At 62.0% G+C, this 15666-nt stretch carries 15 protein-coding genes; 6 read left to right on the plus strand and 9 right to left on the minus strand.

The window, feature by feature from the left end; all coding sequences use genetic code 11:
* Positions 1-80: 80 nt before the first annotated feature.
* Positions 81-1424 carry an adenylate/guanylate cyclase domain-containing protein gene (locus ACMUVN_RS11015; protein WP_183844768.1) on the minus strand — a complete coding sequence of 448 codons (1344 nt, stop codon included), beginning with the start codon at positions 1422-1424 and terminating at the stop codon, positions 81-83.
* 471 nt (positions 1425-1895) lie between these two features.
* On the opposite strand from ACMUVN_RS11015, the gene ACMUVN_RS11020 reads away from it, so the two are divergent.
* Positions 1896-3233: a nucleotide sugar dehydrogenase gene (locus ACMUVN_RS11020; protein WP_168332378.1), complete on the plus strand. Its 1338-nt coding sequence runs from the start codon at positions 1896-1898 to the stop codon at positions 3231-3233.
* Here the strand turns inward: ACMUVN_RS11020 and ACMUVN_RS11025 are convergent.
* Entirely contained in the window at positions 3223-4449 is a 1227-nt protein-coding gene (locus tag ACMUVN_RS11025; RefSeq protein ID WP_183844769.1) for a DUF3095 domain-containing protein, read from the minus strand. The two genes, ACMUVN_RS11020 and ACMUVN_RS11025, sit on opposite strands and share 11 nt — an antisense overlap.
* A 72-nt stretch (positions 4450-4521) precedes the next feature.
* On the opposite strand from ACMUVN_RS11025, the gene ACMUVN_RS11030 reads away from it, so the two are divergent.
* Positions 4522-5001 (plus strand): class I SAM-dependent methyltransferase, encoded by a 480-nt coding sequence (locus ACMUVN_RS11030; RefSeq protein ID WP_028755871.1) that lies wholly within the window; start codon positions 4522-4524, stop codon positions 4999-5001.
* 7 nt (positions 5002-5008) lie between these two features.
* Here the strand turns inward: ACMUVN_RS11030 and ACMUVN_RS11035 are convergent, their stop codons facing one another.
* Entirely contained in the window at positions 5009-5464 is a 456-nt protein-coding gene (locus tag ACMUVN_RS11035; protein ID WP_183844770.1) for an Rrf2 family transcriptional regulator, read from the minus strand.
* 132 nt (positions 5465-5596) lie between these two features.
* Here ACMUVN_RS11035 and ACMUVN_RS11040 point away from each other — a divergent pair, with 132 nt between their 5' ends.
* Together ACMUVN_RS11040 and ACMUVN_RS11045 are read left to right on the plus strand one after the other, a co-directional pair.
* Complete coding sequence (locus ACMUVN_RS11040; protein ID WP_168332380.1) at positions 5597-6502, plus strand: NAD(P)/FAD-dependent oxidoreductase; 906 nt, start codon at positions 5597-5599, stop codon at positions 6500-6502.
* Positions 6503-6747: 245 nt separating this feature from the next.
* The gene (locus ACMUVN_RS11045) at positions 6748-7194 is read left to right on the plus strand and encodes a DUF805 domain-containing protein (protein ID WP_168332381.1); all 447 of its coding nucleotides are present in this window, start codon (positions 6748-6750) and stop codon (positions 7192-7194) included.
* Positions 7195-7412: 218 nt separating this feature from the next.
* Here ACMUVN_RS11045 and ACMUVN_RS11050 read toward each other — a convergent pair whose 3' ends face one another.
* Together ACMUVN_RS11050 and ACMUVN_RS11055 are read right to left on the minus strand one after the other, a co-directional pair.
* Positions 7413-8291 carry an FkbM family methyltransferase gene (locus tag ACMUVN_RS11050; RefSeq protein ID WP_168332382.1) on the minus strand — a complete coding sequence of 293 codons (879 nt, stop codon included), beginning with the start codon at positions 8289-8291 and terminating at the stop codon, positions 7413-7415.
* Positions 8291-10009 carry an adenylate/guanylate cyclase domain-containing protein gene (locus ACMUVN_RS11055; protein ID WP_063475966.1) on the minus strand — a complete coding sequence of 573 codons (1719 nt, stop codon included), beginning with the start codon at positions 10007-10009 and terminating at the stop codon, positions 8291-8293. Before ACMUVN_RS11055 ends, ACMUVN_RS11050 begins: the two co-directional genes overlap by 1 nt.
* A gap of 181 nt (positions 10010-10190) precedes the next feature.
* On the opposite strand from ACMUVN_RS11055, the gene ACMUVN_RS11060 reads away from it, so the two are divergent.
* Both ACMUVN_RS11060 and ACMUVN_RS11065 read left to right on the plus strand, forming a co-directional pair.
* A complete protein-coding gene (locus ACMUVN_RS11060) occupies positions 10191-11282 on the plus strand; it encodes a glycosyltransferase family 4 protein (protein ID WP_168332383.1) in 1092 nt (363 codons plus the stop codon).
* A complete protein-coding gene (locus tag ACMUVN_RS11065; RefSeq protein ID WP_183844771.1) occupies positions 11279-12040 on the plus strand; it encodes a polysaccharide deacetylase family protein in 762 nt (253 codons plus the stop codon). Before ACMUVN_RS11060 ends, ACMUVN_RS11065 begins: the two co-directional genes overlap by 4 nt.
* 41 nt (positions 12041-12081) lie before the next feature.
* Here ACMUVN_RS11065 and ACMUVN_RS11070 read toward each other — a convergent pair whose 3' ends face one another.
* From ACMUVN_RS11070 to ACMUVN_RS11085, 4 genes are all read right to left on the minus strand, one after another.
* Positions 12082-12951 (minus strand): alpha/beta fold hydrolase, encoded by an 870-nt coding sequence (locus ACMUVN_RS11070; protein WP_168332385.1) that lies wholly within the window; start codon positions 12949-12951, stop codon positions 12082-12084.
* Positions 12952-12974: 23 nt separating this feature from the next.
* The gene (locus ACMUVN_RS11075) at positions 12975-13349 is read right to left on the minus strand and encodes a GFA family protein (RefSeq protein ID WP_168332386.1); all 375 of its coding nucleotides are present in this window, start codon (positions 13347-13349) and stop codon (positions 12975-12977) included.
* Positions 13350-13435: 86 nt separating this feature from the next.
* Complete coding sequence (locus tag ACMUVN_RS11080; protein WP_028756262.1) at positions 13436-14266, minus strand: MBL fold metallo-hydrolase; 831 nt, start codon at positions 14264-14266, stop codon at positions 13436-13438.
* Between the two features lie 326 nt (positions 14267-14592).
* Positions 14593-15639, minus strand: a complete 1047-nt coding sequence (locus ACMUVN_RS11085) for a 3-carboxy-cis,cis-muconate cycloisomerase (protein ID WP_183844772.1) — start codon at positions 15637-15639, stop codon at positions 14593-14595.
* Positions 15640-15666: the final 27 nt, after the last annotated feature.

Consider the following 15666-nt stretch of genomic DNA (forward strand, 5'->3'; position numbering starts at 1 on the left):
GACAATCACAGGAAAACTGCCGCGTCCCGCCAAAGTTCCCTGAGGCGAAACAAGCAGATTCATGGCGGGGTCTTGGCGTTTTACTGGATGAATTTCTCCATGCTGGTGCGCTTGACCTGTTTCTTGGCGTCGCGATGCAGGAGAATGACCTGCTCGGCCTCGGAAAGTCCGTTCTGCACGGCCTCGCGGAAGCTTTCGTCGACATTGATTTCAGGGGCGGGCGCGCGCGGCTGCAGCACCGTCACTTTCTGGCGGATGCCGCGCAGCTTCTCTTCGCCAAGCGTCGTCCATTCGCCGCCGCAATAACCGGCGAACGCCTGGCTGGCGACGACCTCGCGGCCGTATTTCTTGGTCAGGATCTGCAAACGCTGAACCTCGTTGACCGCCGAGCCGAAGGCGGAGAAGGTCAGGCGGTCCTTGAGGCCAACATTGCCGAACATGACGTTGCCGACATGCAGGCCGATGCCGTAGCCGACTCTGGTCAGGCCTTTCTGTTCGCGGTCCCGGTTGAGTTCGGCGACCCGCGCCTGCGCCTGATGGACGGCCGAAAGGGCTGCTTCGCAGGCAATTTTCGATGGGTCCTTGTGGCGCCCGCAGGGATAGACGGCGAGGAAGCCGTCGCCAAGGAAGCTCAGGATTTCGCCGCCATTGCGGTTGAAGGGGGCGGCTATGGCATCGAAGAACTGGTTCAGCGTGTCGATATAGGCCTGCCGGCCTTCCTTTTCGGCGTACATGGTGGATTCGCGCATGTCGCCCATGACGAGGGCTGCGCGGATCGTCTCACCGTCGCCGCGACGGATCTGGCCGTTCAGCACCCGTTTGCCGGCGTCGCCGCCGAGATAGGTGGTCAGCATGTTGTTGGCGAGCTTGCCGAGCACCGCCATCTTGGCGGCAACCGCCAGATGGTTCTGCATCCTGAGCAGCGCATCGATCATGTCGTCGGAAAAGCCGGTATTATGGTCCGTCGACCAGGAGCCCATCATGCCCTGCACCGAGCCGTCGCCGAAGGGCTGCACGAAGGCCAGGTAATCGGTGATGAGGTCCTTGCGCAGGTCCTCGAAAATGGGAAATTCGTTCGGCCCATCCTGCATCAGCCGGCGGCGGATGTGCTGCAGATTGTTGTCTAGCAGGTAATAATAAGGGCTCTGCAGGAAGCGGTCCGGCTTTTGCCCGGCGGGCATGCGGAAGCCCTCGATGGTCACGCCGCTGGCGCGCCGCCAGGTGAAGCTCAGCGCATCGTAGAGCGGATGCAGCATCGAGAAGGAAAGATGCACGCGCGCAAGCGGCAGGCCCGCAGCGGTGAGCCTTTCGCAGAAACCGCGCACGATGTTTTCAAGCTCGTCTCCGGCCAGCGATGAGTTCGTCAGCCATTCAGCGACCCGGTCCAACAAGATGGAGGACACGCTGGATTCGATCGTGCTCATTCTCGGTATGATCCTCATAAAGCACGCCATCCCCAAGAGCCAAAAGTCCCTCGGCCGGCACATTTTCATGCGCAGGTCACAGGGAAATCAGGATGTACGAGCGGTATTATTGTGTCAACGATCTGCCGAAGCGCGGCAGCAGCGCCCCTCAGCTCCCCATGCCGGGGATCGGACGGGTAGTCCTTTCCAGGTGGTTCATTATCAAAAGTCAAAATAGGGATGCTGCAAATGCGAAACAATGGGATCTGGAATTTTTTGTGCGCTCAAGTTGCAGCGAAGGGGCTGGGCGAGTCATTTCGGCCACACCCTGCTCCGACGGTGAGTAACGGCAGCGGGGTGAGGGAGGTAGCCATGGGGGCAAAACGGACAGCAGCATCGCCAGCGATAATAGGAAGATCCACGTCCGGGTTTAATTTGCCCTGATCATGCATTAGATCAGCGTCTTGAATTTCCCGTTTGAAAGATCCCGCCTTGGCCATCTCCCCCTTCGATATGCTTTTGCAGAAGATCGAAACCCGTACCGCCCGCGCCGGCATTATCGGGCTCGGTTATGTCGGCCTGCCGCTGGCGATCGCGGTGGCGCGCAGCGGCTTTGCCGTCACCGGCTTCGACATCGATCCCGGCAAGATGGTGGCGCTCGATGCCCGCCGCTCCTATATCGACGCGGTGAGCGACGAGGCGCTGTCCGCCGAGATCGATGCGGACCGATTCAAGGCGACGACCGATTTCGCTGGCCTTGTCGATTGCGACGTCATCATCATCTGCGTGCCGACGCCGCTGACGAAGCATCGCGATCCCGACCTCTCCTTCGTCGAGGCGACGTCTCGCTCGATCGCCGCGCATCTGCGCCCCGGTCAGCTCGTCGTGCTGGAATCGACCACCTATCCCGGCACGACCGATGACGTGGTGAAGGTCATTCTCGAAAGGGACGGCCTGAAATCCGGCTCGGACTTCTTCGTCGGCTTCTCGCCGGAGCGCGAGGATCCCGGCAATCAGCATTATCATACCGCCACCATCCCGAAGGTCGTCGCCGGCGACGGGGCCGAGGCGCTGGCGCTGATGAAGGCCTTCTACGGTGCGGCGGTGTCGACCGTCGTTCCGGTCTCCTCGAATGCGACGGCCGAGGCCGTGAAGCTCACCGAGAACATCTTCCGGTCGGTCAACATCGCCCTCGTCAACGAGCTGAAGACCGTCTATGCGGCCATGGGCATCGACGTCTGGGAAGTGATCGACGCGGCCAAGACCAAGCCCTTCGGCTATATGCCCTTCTATCCCGGCCCCGGCCTTGGCGGCCATTGCATCCCGATCGACCCCTTCTATCTCACCTGGAAATCGCGCGAATACGAGCTGCCGACCCGCTTCATCGAGCTGGCCGGCGAGATCAATTCGGCAATGCCGCGTTATGTCGTCGGCAAGCTTGCTGAAGCGCTCGACATCCGCGCCGGCAAGGCGCTGAGCCGCAGCCGGGTGCTGGTGCTCGGGCTCGCCTACAAGAAGAACGTCGCCGATATAAGAGAGAGCCCGTCGCTGCGGCTGATCGAGATCATCGAGGAGCGCGGCGGACGGGCGGATTACCACGATCCCTTCGTCGCCGAGATCCCGCCAACGCGCGAATACCAGGCGCTGAAGGGCCGCAGATCGGTGGCGCTGACGCCTGATGCCATCGCCGGCTACGATGCGGTGCTGGTCGCGACCGACCACGACCAAGTGGATTATGCGGCGCTGTCGAAAAGCGCGGCGCTGATCGTCGACACGCGCAACGTCTTCAACCGGCTCGGCCTCTCGGCCGGTCATGTGATCAAGGCGTGACGGAAATGCTTGAAAAAGACTTGCCGGTCATCTGGCTTGCGGCCACGGCATAACCGCCCGCCGCCCCGTCGATGAAATGCACATGGTCGCGTGAAATCGGCGTCGGCACGAAGCAGGTCATCAGCGCCGACGTCTGCCGATGCAGACCGTAGCGGGCAATGCCCTTGGCGCGTGCCCCGTCCAGCAGCGTCTCGATCCGTTTCAGATGTTCGGCATCGACGTCGACCGTCATCTTCAGCCCGTCGTCGAACTTGCGGAAATCGGAATTGCCGGCGACGTCGCGTTTGTAGCGGCGGGCGTCGAATCTGCCGAGCGGAATTCCGAGCCTGTAGAACACGACCGTGATCGCGAGCTGCAGGAAGATGATGAGTTTCTGCCGCAGTCGCCGGCCTGCCGGCGCGGTGGCCTTGGCTTCGCGATTGATGCCGTGCAGCGAGAAGGCAAGGTTGGGGCCATCCGCCGGCACCGGATGGCTGTCCCGGTTCTGCTCGGTGGTAATGGCGACGATGCCGTTGACGAGATCGCGGAATTCTTCGCCCGGCCGGCCTTCGCCGGGAATCGCGATGATCGAGACGATCTCACCGTTGCGTGCGTCGATCGGGCTCCAGCGACAGGAGAGGCCGGTGAGATCCGGGCGCGTTCCCGCAGCTGCCCGCTCAACGCCGTAACGGCCGAGCTTCATCTGTCTTTCGGCCCAGCTGGTGCCGCCGCCCCAGAACATCGCGTAGGTCACGTAAGGACTTGCGGCGTAACGCGCGACGCGGACGTCGAGGCCCTCGGCGCGAGTGTCGGCGACCGGCACAATGGCGATGCGCAGCATCAGGTTCAGATCTTCCTCAACCCAGACCTGCACGGCGGCAAGTGCATCGCGCGCCGCCTTCTCCAGCGAACCGGGCAGCGCGATCAGCGCGCCGTCGCCGCCGAAGACGAAGGGATAATCGCCCTTGCCGACGCCATTCAAGACCGCCGAAATGACGCTGGCGCCCGCCATGTTGACGTCCTTGTAACGGCCGCTGGCGATCGCCTGCGTCGAGCCGACGATGTCGGCCAGCGCCAGCACCCATCCGTCCGGCAGCGGCCGGTAGTTGGCGGCGTCGGTCACGCCCTCGAATTCGCTGAAGAGCGGCACTTCGGCAAAGAAATCTTCATCGGTCACTGTTTTCATATCATCGAGCTTAGCACAGACCCATGTTGCCACTGCAACGCCATTTCCCATATACGGCAATCGACTTGGCGCGGTTTCATGTGTTAGCACGCCCACACGATTTTCATGACGGATACGGATTAGATGAGCCGCCTCGACAGCTTCATTCGCCGGTTGACGGCTCAACGCGACATTCTGAACTCGATCGTCGATCTGGTCGGGGAAATCGAAGGCCCGGTGCTGGAGTTCGGCCTCGGCAACGGCCGCACCTATGATCACCTGCGCGAAAACTTCCCCGGCCGGCGCATCGTCGCCTTCGATTGGGAGGTGCGCTCCTATTCGGCCTCGACACCGGAGGCCGAAGACATGGTGACCGGCAACATCCGCGAATCCGGCCAGGCCTTTGTCGGCATCGGCGCAGCCCTTGCCCATGCCGATATCGGCACCGGCCACGACGAGATCGACGCCGTGACGCTGACCTGGCTGCCGCAACTGATGGCCGGCGTGCTCGCCCAAAACGGCATCGCCGTCAGCGGCCTGCCGCTGGAGCATCCCGAGCTGGTGGCGCTGCCGCTGCCGGAGGGGATCAAGGAAGGGCGGTATTTTCTCTATCGCAGGACATGATCTCCGCTCATGAAGCGCAGGAATAGCCTGCGGCCTGGCGCGCAGTGAGTTTTGCCTCGAAGTCGGTAGCGATTTCGTCCAGCGTCACGCTGCCCAGCCGCTGCAGGAGCAGGGACTGGGCTTCCTTCATCGCGTCGCCGAGGGCGATATTCACGGCCTGTTCCACCAGGCATTGCGGCTGATCGTCGGCTGGGCCGATGGCGAAGAGATGCGGCTCACCGATGGCGCGGTAGACGTCGAGCAGGGTGATTTCCGATAAGGGACGCACCAGCGTCCAGCCGCCGCCATGGCCCTTTTCGGAGCGGACGTAGCCCTGTTCGCGAAGGCCGGCCATAGTGCGGCGCACGACCACCGGATTGGTGTTCAGCATTTTGGCAATCATTTCGGAGGTCGCCGAGTGCTGGTGCCTATCCATGTGGATCAGCACGTGCAGCATGCGTGAAAGGCGGCTGTCATTGCGCATGGTTTTCTTCCTGTCGGTCGGACGGGGCATTATGACAAATCAATCGTAACAAGACAAGTGACGTGATACTTGACCGCGCCTCTTCATGTAACTTATGATGATCCATGATCGGTAGAGCCAAAGGAGAGTTTCATGTCCTACGAAGTCATCGTCATCGGCGGAAATTTTGCCGGCCTGTCGGCAGCCATGCAGCTTGCCAGGGCGCGGCGGCGCGTGCTGCTCGTCGACGCCGGCGCGCCGCGCAACCGGTTTTCTGAAGCATCGCATGGTTTCCTCGGCCAGGACGGCCAGACGCCGGCAGCGATCATGCGGGAGGGAAAACGGCAGCTTTCACTCTATGCGACCATCACCATCCGCGACGGGAAAGTCGTCCGGGCACAGAGGGATGGTGACGCATTCATCGTCGGCACCGAAGACAGCGGCGAAGAACGAGCTGCGCGCATCGTGCTCGCAACCGGCGTCAGCGACACGCTGCCCGAGATCTCCGGACTGCGGGATCGGTGGGGCCGCTCCGCGCTGCACTGCCCCTATTGCCACGGTTATGAGGTCAGCGGCGGCAAGCTCGGCGTTCTCGCAAACCATCCGCATTCGGCCCATTCGGCCATGATGATTCCCGACTGGGGAGCAACGACCTTTTTCACCCAGGCGCTCTTTGAACCCGACGAAGAGCAACTGGTGCGGCTGACTGCCCGGGGTGTCCGGATCGAACGCAGCCCTATCGTGGAATTGTTGGGCGACAATCCGAAGCTTGAGGCGGTTCGCCTCGCCGATGGCCGCGTCGTGCCGCTGGACGCCCTGTTCGTCGCGCCGAAAACGACGATGGCGAGCCCTGTTGCCGAACAGCTCGACTGCGCCTTCGACGACGGCCCGTTTGGGCCGATCATCCGGATCGCCGATAACAAGGAAACCACCGTCAAGGGTGTCTTTGCCGCCGGCGATGCGGCAAGCGCCATGCACAACGCCACCCTCGCCTCCGCCTCAGGCGTGCTCGCCGGCGTGCACTGCCATCAATCGCTGGTCATGCAGTCGGTCGCGTAAGGCAGAAACAGCACGCAGGGTGGAATTTCCCCCAGCAGATCAAGGACCTTCGTCCACCTCGTAATCCTCGCGGTGAAAATCTCAACGCGTTAATCATTGCTTTTAAAATAAGGAGCGGATGCAACCCACTTAGTGCAATTTCTACGTTTGAATTGTAGCTGTTTTCATCTGAATGACTATCAAGCAAGACGATGGTGAGACAGTGGATCACCGTGCTTGCACCAAGCAGAAATGGGGGCATTTCAATGGGTTTTACTGAAGCTGTTCGGACTGTTCTGAAGCAGAAATACGCAACCTTTTCCGGCAGGGCTTCTCGGTCGGAATATTGGTGGTTCGTGCTGTTTTATGTGTTGGCGCTGTTCCCTATTGCAATTCTGGCGGGTATCCTCGCCATCCTTTTCAGTGGGGGCTTGGGCGCCGCGTCACCGGCTTCATTTGCCGTGGTCGCCTGGTTGTTGTTTACGCTTGCAATCCTTTTGTCGGTGATATCCCTGCAGGTGCGCCGGTTCCATGACCGCAACATTTCCGGTTGGTGGTATCTTGCGCTGGTTGTCCTGAGCTTTGTTCCCTATGCCGCTCTGGTCACAGTCCCGGCGATCATTGTTATTTCCGTGCTTCCGGGCACGGAAGGTCCGAACAAGTTCGGGACGGATCCGCTGCGTCCGGAACGAAGCGCAGAGGTCTTTGCCTAGAGCATGACCATCCGCAACAGCGGGAGCAAAGGGCAATGAACGGGAGAATGCCGCTTCGTCATCGCCCCATTGGACGGAGTGCGATTGAGCAGGCGGGTTCGTTTGGCAGTGTCGGAACGACTTGCTATCCCTTCTCCCCAACGGGGAGAAGGTGGCCCGCAGGGTCGGATGAGGGGGCCGCACGGTAGGCGCCAACGATCAGTTTTCCGGAAGGAAGCCTACGGCAAGAACAGCACGTTGTACTGATCGAACTCGCCCGGCAGATCCCGCACCTTCATCTCCTCCTCACGGTCCTCGAAGAGGACGAGGCAATCCTCGTAGAATCCCGACAGCATTGATACGAAGGCTTTCGTTCCTTCCGGGCCGTAGAAGAGCGGCGTGAACTCCATGTAGAGCGGAACGCGGCGGGCAAGCAGAGGTTGCATCGACCGGCAGGCGACCGGCTCGTAACCCTCGATATCCATCCAGACGAGGCCGATCGCGGCCGGGTCGATCGAAAGGCCGGCAAGGATCTCGGAAACCGGCTTTACCGGCACGCTGATCTTCTTGTCCGTCGGGCTCTGGCGGATGGCGCTGCTCTTGCCGTGATTGTTGAGGTTGAGAAAAAAGTCGATCTCGCCTTCGCTCTCGCCGGCGGCGCAATTGACGAGCCGGACCTTCTCCTCCAGCCGGTTCTGGCGAATGTTGAGGGCAAGCAGCGGGAAATTGCGCGGGTCGGGCTCGATGCTGACGATCTTGCTGTAAGTATCGCTCAACGCGAAATAGACGGTCTGGGTGCCGATGTTGCCGCCGATCTCCAGCAGCGTCGCATCCTTTCTGAGCAGGCCGCGCTCGCGCAAGATGACGATGAGCCGGTCGACGGCCTCGCGCTCGAAATGGCCCTTCCGGAAGACCTTGCGGCCGATATAGTCGGCGGGCGAGAAGGTCATCCGATGGTCGCCGGCGTCGACCGTCATCGAGACGACGCGCGGGCCGATATTCTCGATCAGCAGGCGACGGCCGAAGCGGGTGTCGAAGAAGCGCGAAGCGGCGGCATTGCGCGCCTTGCGCAGGCGACGGCTCCAATATTTGGCGGTCAGCCAGGGCTTGCCGGGCATCAGTCTTTTCCTTCGAGCGGTTCTGCCGCTTTCTCTCTCGGAATGACGTAGACTTTCAAGGGCAAGGCCCGGCCGCGCACGCTGATTTCACGGCTTTCGATGCCGGCGAGATCAGCACCCGAAAGGTTCGCCACCGGCTCGGAGATGACGATTGCCGCTTCGAATTCCTTGGCGGCGGTCTCGAGCCGGCTCGCCACATTCACGGTATCGCCGATCGCCGTCATGCTGCGCACCCGCCCATATCCCATCGTGCCGACGACGGCCGGGCCGGTGTGAATGCCGATGGCGATGCGCAGCGGCAGCGCCAGTTCGTCGGCGAGCTCTGCGGCGAGTTTCTCGATCTCGGCGACGATCGCTGCTGCTGCGTTGAGCGCCTGGCGGCAGGCTTCCTCCGGCGCGGTGTTGAGGCCGAACAGCGCCATGGCGCCGTCGCCGATGAACTTGTCCAGCCGTCCGCCCGCCTGCTCCACTGCCTTGCCGATTATGGCGAAATAGCGGTTCAGCAGGAAGACGACGTCGAAGGGCAGGCGGGTTTCCGTCAGCGTGGTGAAATGGCGGATATCGACGAAGAGTACGGCGATCTCGCGCTCGCGGCCGGGGCTCGTTTCCTGACTGTTGGCGGGAAGAGCGGCCTCGGTCGCCGGCACGAGAAGCGGCGCAACCGCGACGTTGTGGTTCGGACGAAGCTGGCAGGCGAGCCGGACATCCGGGCCGGCATTGATGCGCCTCAATGTCGTCTGTTCCATCTTGTCGGGGGCCGGAAGGTTTTCGTAATCGCCAAGGATCTGCACCCGGCAGGTGGAGCACTGCCCCTTGCCGCCGCAGACGGCATAATGCGGCAAGCCGCCGAGCCGGCTTGCTTCCAGCACCGAGAAGCCGCGCGGCACACGGATCACCTCGCCGCCCGGATAATTCACGGCGACCTGGTCAAGCCGCTCCTTCAGCTTGCGCCGGGCGCGGGCGACGACGACGATCAGAAGCGAGGCCGAGAAGGCGCCGTAGAGCCCGGCACGGATCATGGCGACCTGACGGTGAACTTCCGGATTTGAGATGTAACGGGTGTTGACGCCCTCCTTGTAGGCGCTGATCGTCATTGCCTGTTGGTAGGATGGGTCGGCGAGCGTTCGGCCCATTTCGACGAAGCCGAGCAACGAAAGCACCGGCACGAGGATCGCAAGCGCCAGCAGAAGGGGCGCAAAATCCGGATACCAGGGCCGATAGCGCAACCAGAAATGGATGCCGATGCAGCCATGGATCCAGACGGCGACGACAGCGAAGCCCTGCCGCAATCCGTTCGCCGGATTCCTGATCCAGAGCATGCTGACGACCGCCTCATAGTCATCGATGTAGCCGTAGAACTCGTGGGCGATACGCGTGCCGATGACATGATCGAGGAGCAGCAGCGGGATCATCAAGCCGAGCACGATCTGCGCCATTTCCCCCTTCGGCATCACGAGGCTGCGTCTGACATAGATGGCGCGCAGCACCAGCGCGATATGGATGAGGACCGCCGAATAGAAGATGGTCGTCCCCAGAGGATTGCGCCAGATCATCAGGAAAAGATGGGCGGCTTTATCGGCGGCGGAGACCGAAATCAGGCCGATCGCATGGTTTGACAAATGCAGCAGGACGAAGATGAAAATGACGAGGCCGGAACCGAGCCTCGCCCTTCTGATCGCACGCTCCGAAAAAATCCCTGTGGCCGAGACCGTCGTCATTCATTCCCGTTCTTGTCGATGTAACCGCAGGCCCATAGAGATTGAGAAAGAGGCGGAATTGCTTCGATCGCGATCACATTCCATATGCTTATGCGCAAGTTTTAATGAAGGGGACAATAGCGGAATTTTTCGTGATAGCACGAGTGCCGGTTGTAAACAGTCTGTCTTATGTGAGGTGTCAATGCGGGTGGCTTTCTACGCGCCGATGAAATCGCCGAACCATCCGGTGCCGTCAGGCGACCGGCTGATGGCACGGCTGTTGATCCGGGCGCTGGAACTTGCCGGACACGAGGTCGAGGTCGCTTCCGAATTCCGCGCCTATGCCTCGACACCGGAAGCCGCAGCGGAGCTCGAACCCGCCGTCCACACCGAACTGGAGCGGCTGCGGTTGGCATGGAAATCCGCGCCGCGGCCGGATCTCTGGTTCTGCTACCACCCCTATTACAAATCGCCCGATCCCTTCGGGCCTGTCCTCTCTGCCGAATTCGCCATTCCCTATGTCACCGCCGAAGCCTCCTATGCGGCAAAACGCAACGCGAGCGGCTGGGCCGCGTCGCAGAAGCGCGTGGGCGCGGCGATCATGCAGGCGGCGGTCAATATCAGCTTCACCGAGCGTGACCAGGCAGGACTTGCCTCCGCCTTTCCGCAGGCGCGCCTTGCTCGTCTGAAACCCTTCATCGATACGACGCTGTTTGAAACGATTTCGCCGGAGCCCGATCGGCGCCGGCTGATGACGGTCGCGATGATGCGGGCCGGCGACAAGATAGACAGTTATGCGATGCTCGCAAAAGCATTGCGGCTGATCGAAGACCGGCCCTGGACGCTTGCCGTCATCGGCGATGGTCCGATGCGCCACGAGGTGCAGGCGCTGTTTGCCGATCTTCCCGGCCGCGTCGAATGGCTGGGCGAGCGGAATGCCGTCGAGATCGCCGAGTTGCTCGGACACGGCGGCCTCTATGTCTGGCCCGGCTGCGGCGAGGCCTATGGCCTTGCCTATCTGGAAGCCCAGGCCGCCGGCCTGCCTATCGTCGCGCAAGAAACGGCGGGCGTGCCCGCGGTGGTCGAGGCTGGCGTGACCGGCCTGCTGACACCGGACGGTGATGTCGTGGCCTATGCCGGCGCCGTGGCCGCCCTGCTTGACGACAGGCAAAGGCGCGACGCCATGGGGCAGGCGGCACGGCGCTTCGTGCTCAGGGAGCGTTCGCTTCCCAACGCGGCGCGAGTGTTGAACGGAATTTTGCAGGACAATCTGGGAATGGGAGCGACGGGATGACCGACAAGATGGCCTGGGAGCCTTTGCGGCGCGAGCTTGACCGCTGGCAGGCGGCCGGCCGCGTGGCGCGGTTCTGGCTGCGGGATGACGATGCCGTCGAACCGACGCCGGCACTGGAGACACTGACGGCGCTCGCGGGCGAAAGCAACGTTCCGCTGACGCTCGCGGTTATTCCCGCCCTGACCGGCGAGGCCTTGGCCGCGCGCCTAGGGGAGGAAACAGCCATAACGGTTGCGGTGCATGGCTGGTCTCATACGAACCATGTGGGGCCGGAAAAAAAGAAGCAGGAACTCGGCGGCGAACGCCCGGCGGATGTCGTGCTCGGCGAGTTGCGGGAAGGCTTCCGGCTGTTGCAGCTGTTGCATCCGGCCCGCTTCCTGCCGATGCTGGTGCCGCCTTGGAACCGGATCGACGCTAGTCTTATCCCGGCGCTGCCGGGCCTCGGATTTACCGCCCTTTCGGTTTATGGGCGGGCAAGGCAGGATGGCCCGGTGCCGCTGCTCAACACCCATGTCGACATCATCGACTGGCACGGCACGCGCGGCGGACGGGGCGAGGCGGAATTGGTGGCCGACCTGGTAGCGGAGCTCCGCGATCGGTTTGCCGGCAGCGAGGAACCTGTCGGCGTGCTCACTCACCATCTGGTGCACGATGCGGCCGCATGGGACTTCCTGTCGGCCTTGTTTGCAGTGACGGGCCGGCATCCGGCCGTCCGCTGGTCATCGGCGTCGGAGCTGCTTGAGCATGTCGCGCAATAGTGTGCCGCGGTTTTGCGATAACGACATGCGTAAAAACAAGATCAGGCGGCGTGAACGCGCCCGAGGAAGTCTCGCATGAGTGCGACGACGTCATCGAGATGCGTCTCGAGCAGCCAGTGGCCGCCGCCCAGCAGATGCAGTTCGGCATCCGGCAGATCGCGCAGATAGGCTCGCGCCGATTTTTCCGGCATGTAGTGGTCGTTGGGACCCCAGACGATCAAGGTCGCAGGCTGGTATTCCCGCAGGTATTTCCGGTGTTCCGGAAACCAGGCCCGGTTCTCCTTCAATCCGGCGATCAGGTCGATGGCGATTTCCTTGCGCCGCGGCGTGGTCAGCGACCAATGCAGCGTCCAGAGATCGGGCGGGATGGTACCGGCCAGAGCCGGCGGCAGATCGTTGAGGAATTCATCCCTGAAGGTGTCCTCGCTGACCGCTTCCGCCAGCGCCGTCCTCATCTCCGATAGTGGAAGCGTCCACGTCGCCTCGATATCGGCATACTTGGGTCCGAGGGCATCCTCATAGGGGATGTCGCCATTCTGGATGATGAGCGCCACGATGCGCCGAGGCTCTTTGATTGCCAGCCGCGCGCCGATAGGCGACCCGAAATCGTGCAGGTAGAGGACGAAGCGGTCGATATTGACCGCGTCGATAAAAGCCCGCAGCCAGGCGGCATAACCATCGAAACTGTAGTCGAAATCGTCAGGCGTGCCACTATAGCCCGCGCCAGGGAAATCCGGTGCAATCAGGCGCCAGCGGTCGGCAAGGCGCGGCATGAGATTGCGAAATTCATAGGACGAGCAGGGGTAACCGTGCGGCAGCAGCAAGACCGGAGCATCCGGCCGACCGGCCTCGCGGTAAAAAGTCTCGATGCCTGCGACCGTGATCGAGCGATGCCGGACGAGAGCGGACATCGGGAAGCTTCCGCCGCCGCCGCTCACTTTCGGTCCTCCTCATGCTGCTCGGCGCCCTCTACCGGCCGCAGCCAGGGCTCGCGGCGCTTGATCCAGAGTTCGTAGCGCGGCACGAGGGGCGTCGGGGCATCGGACAGGATACCGAGCTTGATTTCCGCCTCTTCGTCATCGGCGGAAAACAGCCGCGAACCACAGCCGGTGCAGAAATGGCGACCTCGGAACTCGGCGGTTTCCCCAGAATGTTCGAATTGGCCGGCTGGCCAGATCCCGTAAAAGGTAAAGGCCGAACCGCTTTCTTTCCTGCAGTCGGTGCAATGACAGATCCCGACGCGCAAAGGTTCGCCCCGAACAGAGATCTGCACCTGCCCGCAAAGGCACTTTCCGGAAAACACGGTCATAGCTGGTCCCCGCGTAATGGTTTACCTGCCGGGAAACGGCCTGATCCAACATCTGTTCCGTCAGCAAGCTGAGGTTTCGCGGGTTGCTAGATCACCACGGTCTGATTGTCGCGGGCGGCAAAGGATTCGGGGAAGGCGGCCTGCGCCTGCGCTTCCATCTCAGCCAGCTGTTCGTCGGTGCGCGAGGGGGCGTGGTGGAAGAGCGCGAAGCGCTTGGCGCCCGCCATCTTCGCAAGCTCGGTGCCGTGCTGCCAGGTCGAATGGCCGAAGCCCTTGAAACGCTGCATCTCGTCTTCATTGTAGGTGCAGTCGTAGACGACGAGATCGGCGTCCTGCATCATCTCCAGTGAGACCGGATCATAAGCGCCCGGAATATGTTCGATGTCATAGACGAGAGCGATCGAACGGCCCTGCCATTCGACGCGGTAGCCGATGGCGCCGCCCGGATGGTTCAGCATGAAGGTCTTGATCGCGATGCCTTCGTGGGGGGTCAGAACCTGACCGGGATGGAAGTCGCGGAAGTTCATCGTCGCCTGACAGATGTCGGTCTTGACGGGAAACCAGGGCGGGCTGATGAACTGATCGACCATTTCCCGCGTGCTCATCTTGCCGTCGAGGTGGCCGGACCAGATGTTGACGTTGATCGAGGGGTAATAGATCGCCTTGAAGAAGGGCAGGCCGATGATGTGGTCATAGTGGCAGTGGCTGAAGAACAGGTCCACGTCGCTGACGCCGTCGGCGAGCAACGAAAGCCCCGCCTCGCGCAGGCCGGAGCCCGCGTCGAAGATCATCCGATGTTTTCCGCAGCGAATTTCGATGCAGGAAGTGTTACCGCCGTAGCGATCGAACTCGGGGCCCGACACTGGAATACTGCCACGGACGCCCCAAAATTTTACCTGAAACAGTTCTGTCGTCATCGTTCTTCAAACCGGCCTTCCCGCGTCGCCATCGTAGTCATTGTTTATCCCGATGCGAAGCAGTAGAATTCCACGGGTTTGCCTGCGCCCCCTTTCATTCTCCTAACCGCTAGCGGAAGAAGAAGTAGATTTTCCTAAGCAATCGGCTTTCGCTTCGGAAAGCAAGCCGGTTTGGTTGGTTTTCGGTAAACGGGCTGCTGGGGCGGGGCGTTTTCCGCAAGTCATGCCTATTAGATGGTTGCGCGCGATTGAAAAAACAATTGCTGCCTCCTCAGGCCCAGATCCACTGCATGCCTTTGTCAAGATCGTGGCACGCCAGCGCGGCGTCAGGCAGTTCCAAGCCTGTTGATATTTCCCATGAGGTCCGCGGCGAGACGCAACGAGGCGGCGGTTGCCATGGTCATTTGCGGCAGCAGCAGCCATTCGAGCGTCCAGGCAGCGCCTGAGCGTTCCTGCTCGTGGACGAGGGACTGGTGGATGCCCGAGAGAACAGTGGCATTGAAGCGGGCGAGCGAGATCAGGACTTCGGCGGAAACCGGGTTCTGCTTGTGCGCCATCGCCGACGAGGTGCCGCCGCCGGCAATTTCGATTTCGCCGCCGGCCTGGGCGAGCAGCGCGATATCCTGGCCTATCTTACCGAGGCTGCCCGATATCGACGCGAACAGGCCGGCGATATCGGCGATCGGCAGACGCCCGCTCTGCCATTGCGTTGCGTCGGTAAGGCCGAGCTCCTGGGCGAGCGAGGCGCGAACGGCTGCGGCCTGCGACCCGAGCTTATCAAGCGTGCCGGCCGCACCGCCGAACTGGACGGGAAAACTCTGCTCGGTCAGGCGGTCGCGATAGGTCGCAAGCGGCGTGCGCCAGGCTTCGAGGCGATCGGTGACGGTGATGGGGATCGCCGCCTGCATGCGGGTACGGCCCATCAGCCCGTTTTGGCCGAACTGGCCGTCGAGCGCATCGAGCCTCTTGAGGATGGCGGAAAGCCGGCCGGCAAACAGGAAGACGACGGCCTTCAGGCGGACCATCAGGCTGGTATCGATGACATCCTGGCTGGTGGCGCCGAGATGGAGACTCTTGGCTGCCTCCTCGCCGACAGCGGTGCGCAGCTGCTTGATGAGTTCGGGGATGACGACACCGTCCCTTGCCGTTGCCGATCGAAGGCTGGCCAGATCGGGCGAGAAGGCGGCGCAGATTTCGGTGATGCGCCTTGCTGCTTCGGCGGGGATGAGGCCATGGCCGGCTTCGGCCCTGGCGAGCGCGGCCTCGAAGGAGAGCATGGCGCGGATATCGGCCTCGGCGGAAAAATAGGAGGCGATTTCACCGTCGCCGAGCAGGCCGGAAAGGAAGGGGTGGTCGAAGGGCGATGCGGTCATGATTGTCTCGCTTTGCTGGCCCCTCAT

Source organism: Rhizobium sp. IY2, from assembly GCF_047532935.1.
GTDB lineage: Bacteria > Pseudomonadota > Alphaproteobacteria > Rhizobiales > Rhizobiaceae > Rhizobium > Rhizobium anhuiense.

What these genes read in the sequence shown, in the direction of transcription:
- ACMUVN_RS11045 (WP_168332381.1), top strand. Translation starts at nt 6,748, where the DNA reads ATGGGTTTTACTGAAGCTGTTCGGACTGTTCTGAAGCAGAAATACGCA.
- ACMUVN_RS11085 (WP_183844772.1), bottom strand. Translation starts at nt 15,639, where the DNA reads ATGACCGCATCGCCCTTCGACCACCCCTTCCTTTCCGGCCTGCTCGGC.
- ACMUVN_RS11035 (WP_183844770.1), bottom strand. Translation starts at nt 5,464, where the DNA reads ATGCGCAATGACAGCCGCCTTTCACGCATGCTGCACGTGCTGATCCAC.
- ACMUVN_RS11070 (WP_168332385.1), bottom strand. Translation starts at nt 12,951, where the DNA reads ATGTCCGCTCTCGTCCGGCATCGCTCGATCACGGTCGCAGGCATCGAG.
- ACMUVN_RS11055 (WP_063475966.1), bottom strand. Translation starts at nt 10,009, where the DNA reads ATGACGACGGTCTCGGCCACAGGGATTTTTTCGGAGCGTGCGATCAGA.
- ACMUVN_RS11060 (WP_168332383.1), top strand. Translation starts at nt 10,191, where the DNA reads ATGCGGGTGGCTTTCTACGCGCCGATGAAATCGCCGAACCATCCGGTG.
- ACMUVN_RS11015 (WP_183844768.1), bottom strand. Translation starts at nt 1,424, where the DNA reads ATGAGCACGATCGAATCCAGCGTGTCCTCCATCTTGTTGGACCGGGTC.
- ACMUVN_RS11040 (WP_168332380.1), top strand. Translation starts at nt 5,597, where the DNA reads ATGTCCTACGAAGTCATCGTCATCGGCGGAAATTTTGCCGGCCTGTCG.
- ACMUVN_RS11080 (WP_028756262.1), bottom strand. Translation starts at nt 14,266, where the DNA reads ATGACGACAGAACTGTTTCAGGTAAAATTTTGGGGCGTCCGTGGCAGT.
- ACMUVN_RS11025 (WP_183844769.1), bottom strand. Translation starts at nt 4,449, where the DNA reads ATGGGAAATGGCGTTGCAGTGGCAACATGGGTCTGTGCTAAGCTCGAT.
- ACMUVN_RS11065 (WP_183844771.1), top strand. Translation starts at nt 11,279, where the DNA reads ATGACCGACAAGATGGCCTGGGAGCCTTTGCGGCGCGAGCTTGACCGC.
- ACMUVN_RS11075 (WP_168332386.1), bottom strand. Translation starts at nt 13,349, where the DNA reads ATGACCGTGTTTTCCGGAAAGTGCCTTTGCGGGCAGGTGCAGATCTCT.
- ACMUVN_RS11050 (WP_168332382.1), bottom strand. Translation starts at nt 8,291, where the DNA reads ATGCCCGGCAAGCCCTGGCTGACCGCCAAATATTGGAGCCGTCGCCTG.
- ACMUVN_RS11030 (WP_028755871.1), top strand. Translation starts at nt 4,522, where the DNA reads ATGAGCCGCCTCGACAGCTTCATTCGCCGGTTGACGGCTCAACGCGAC.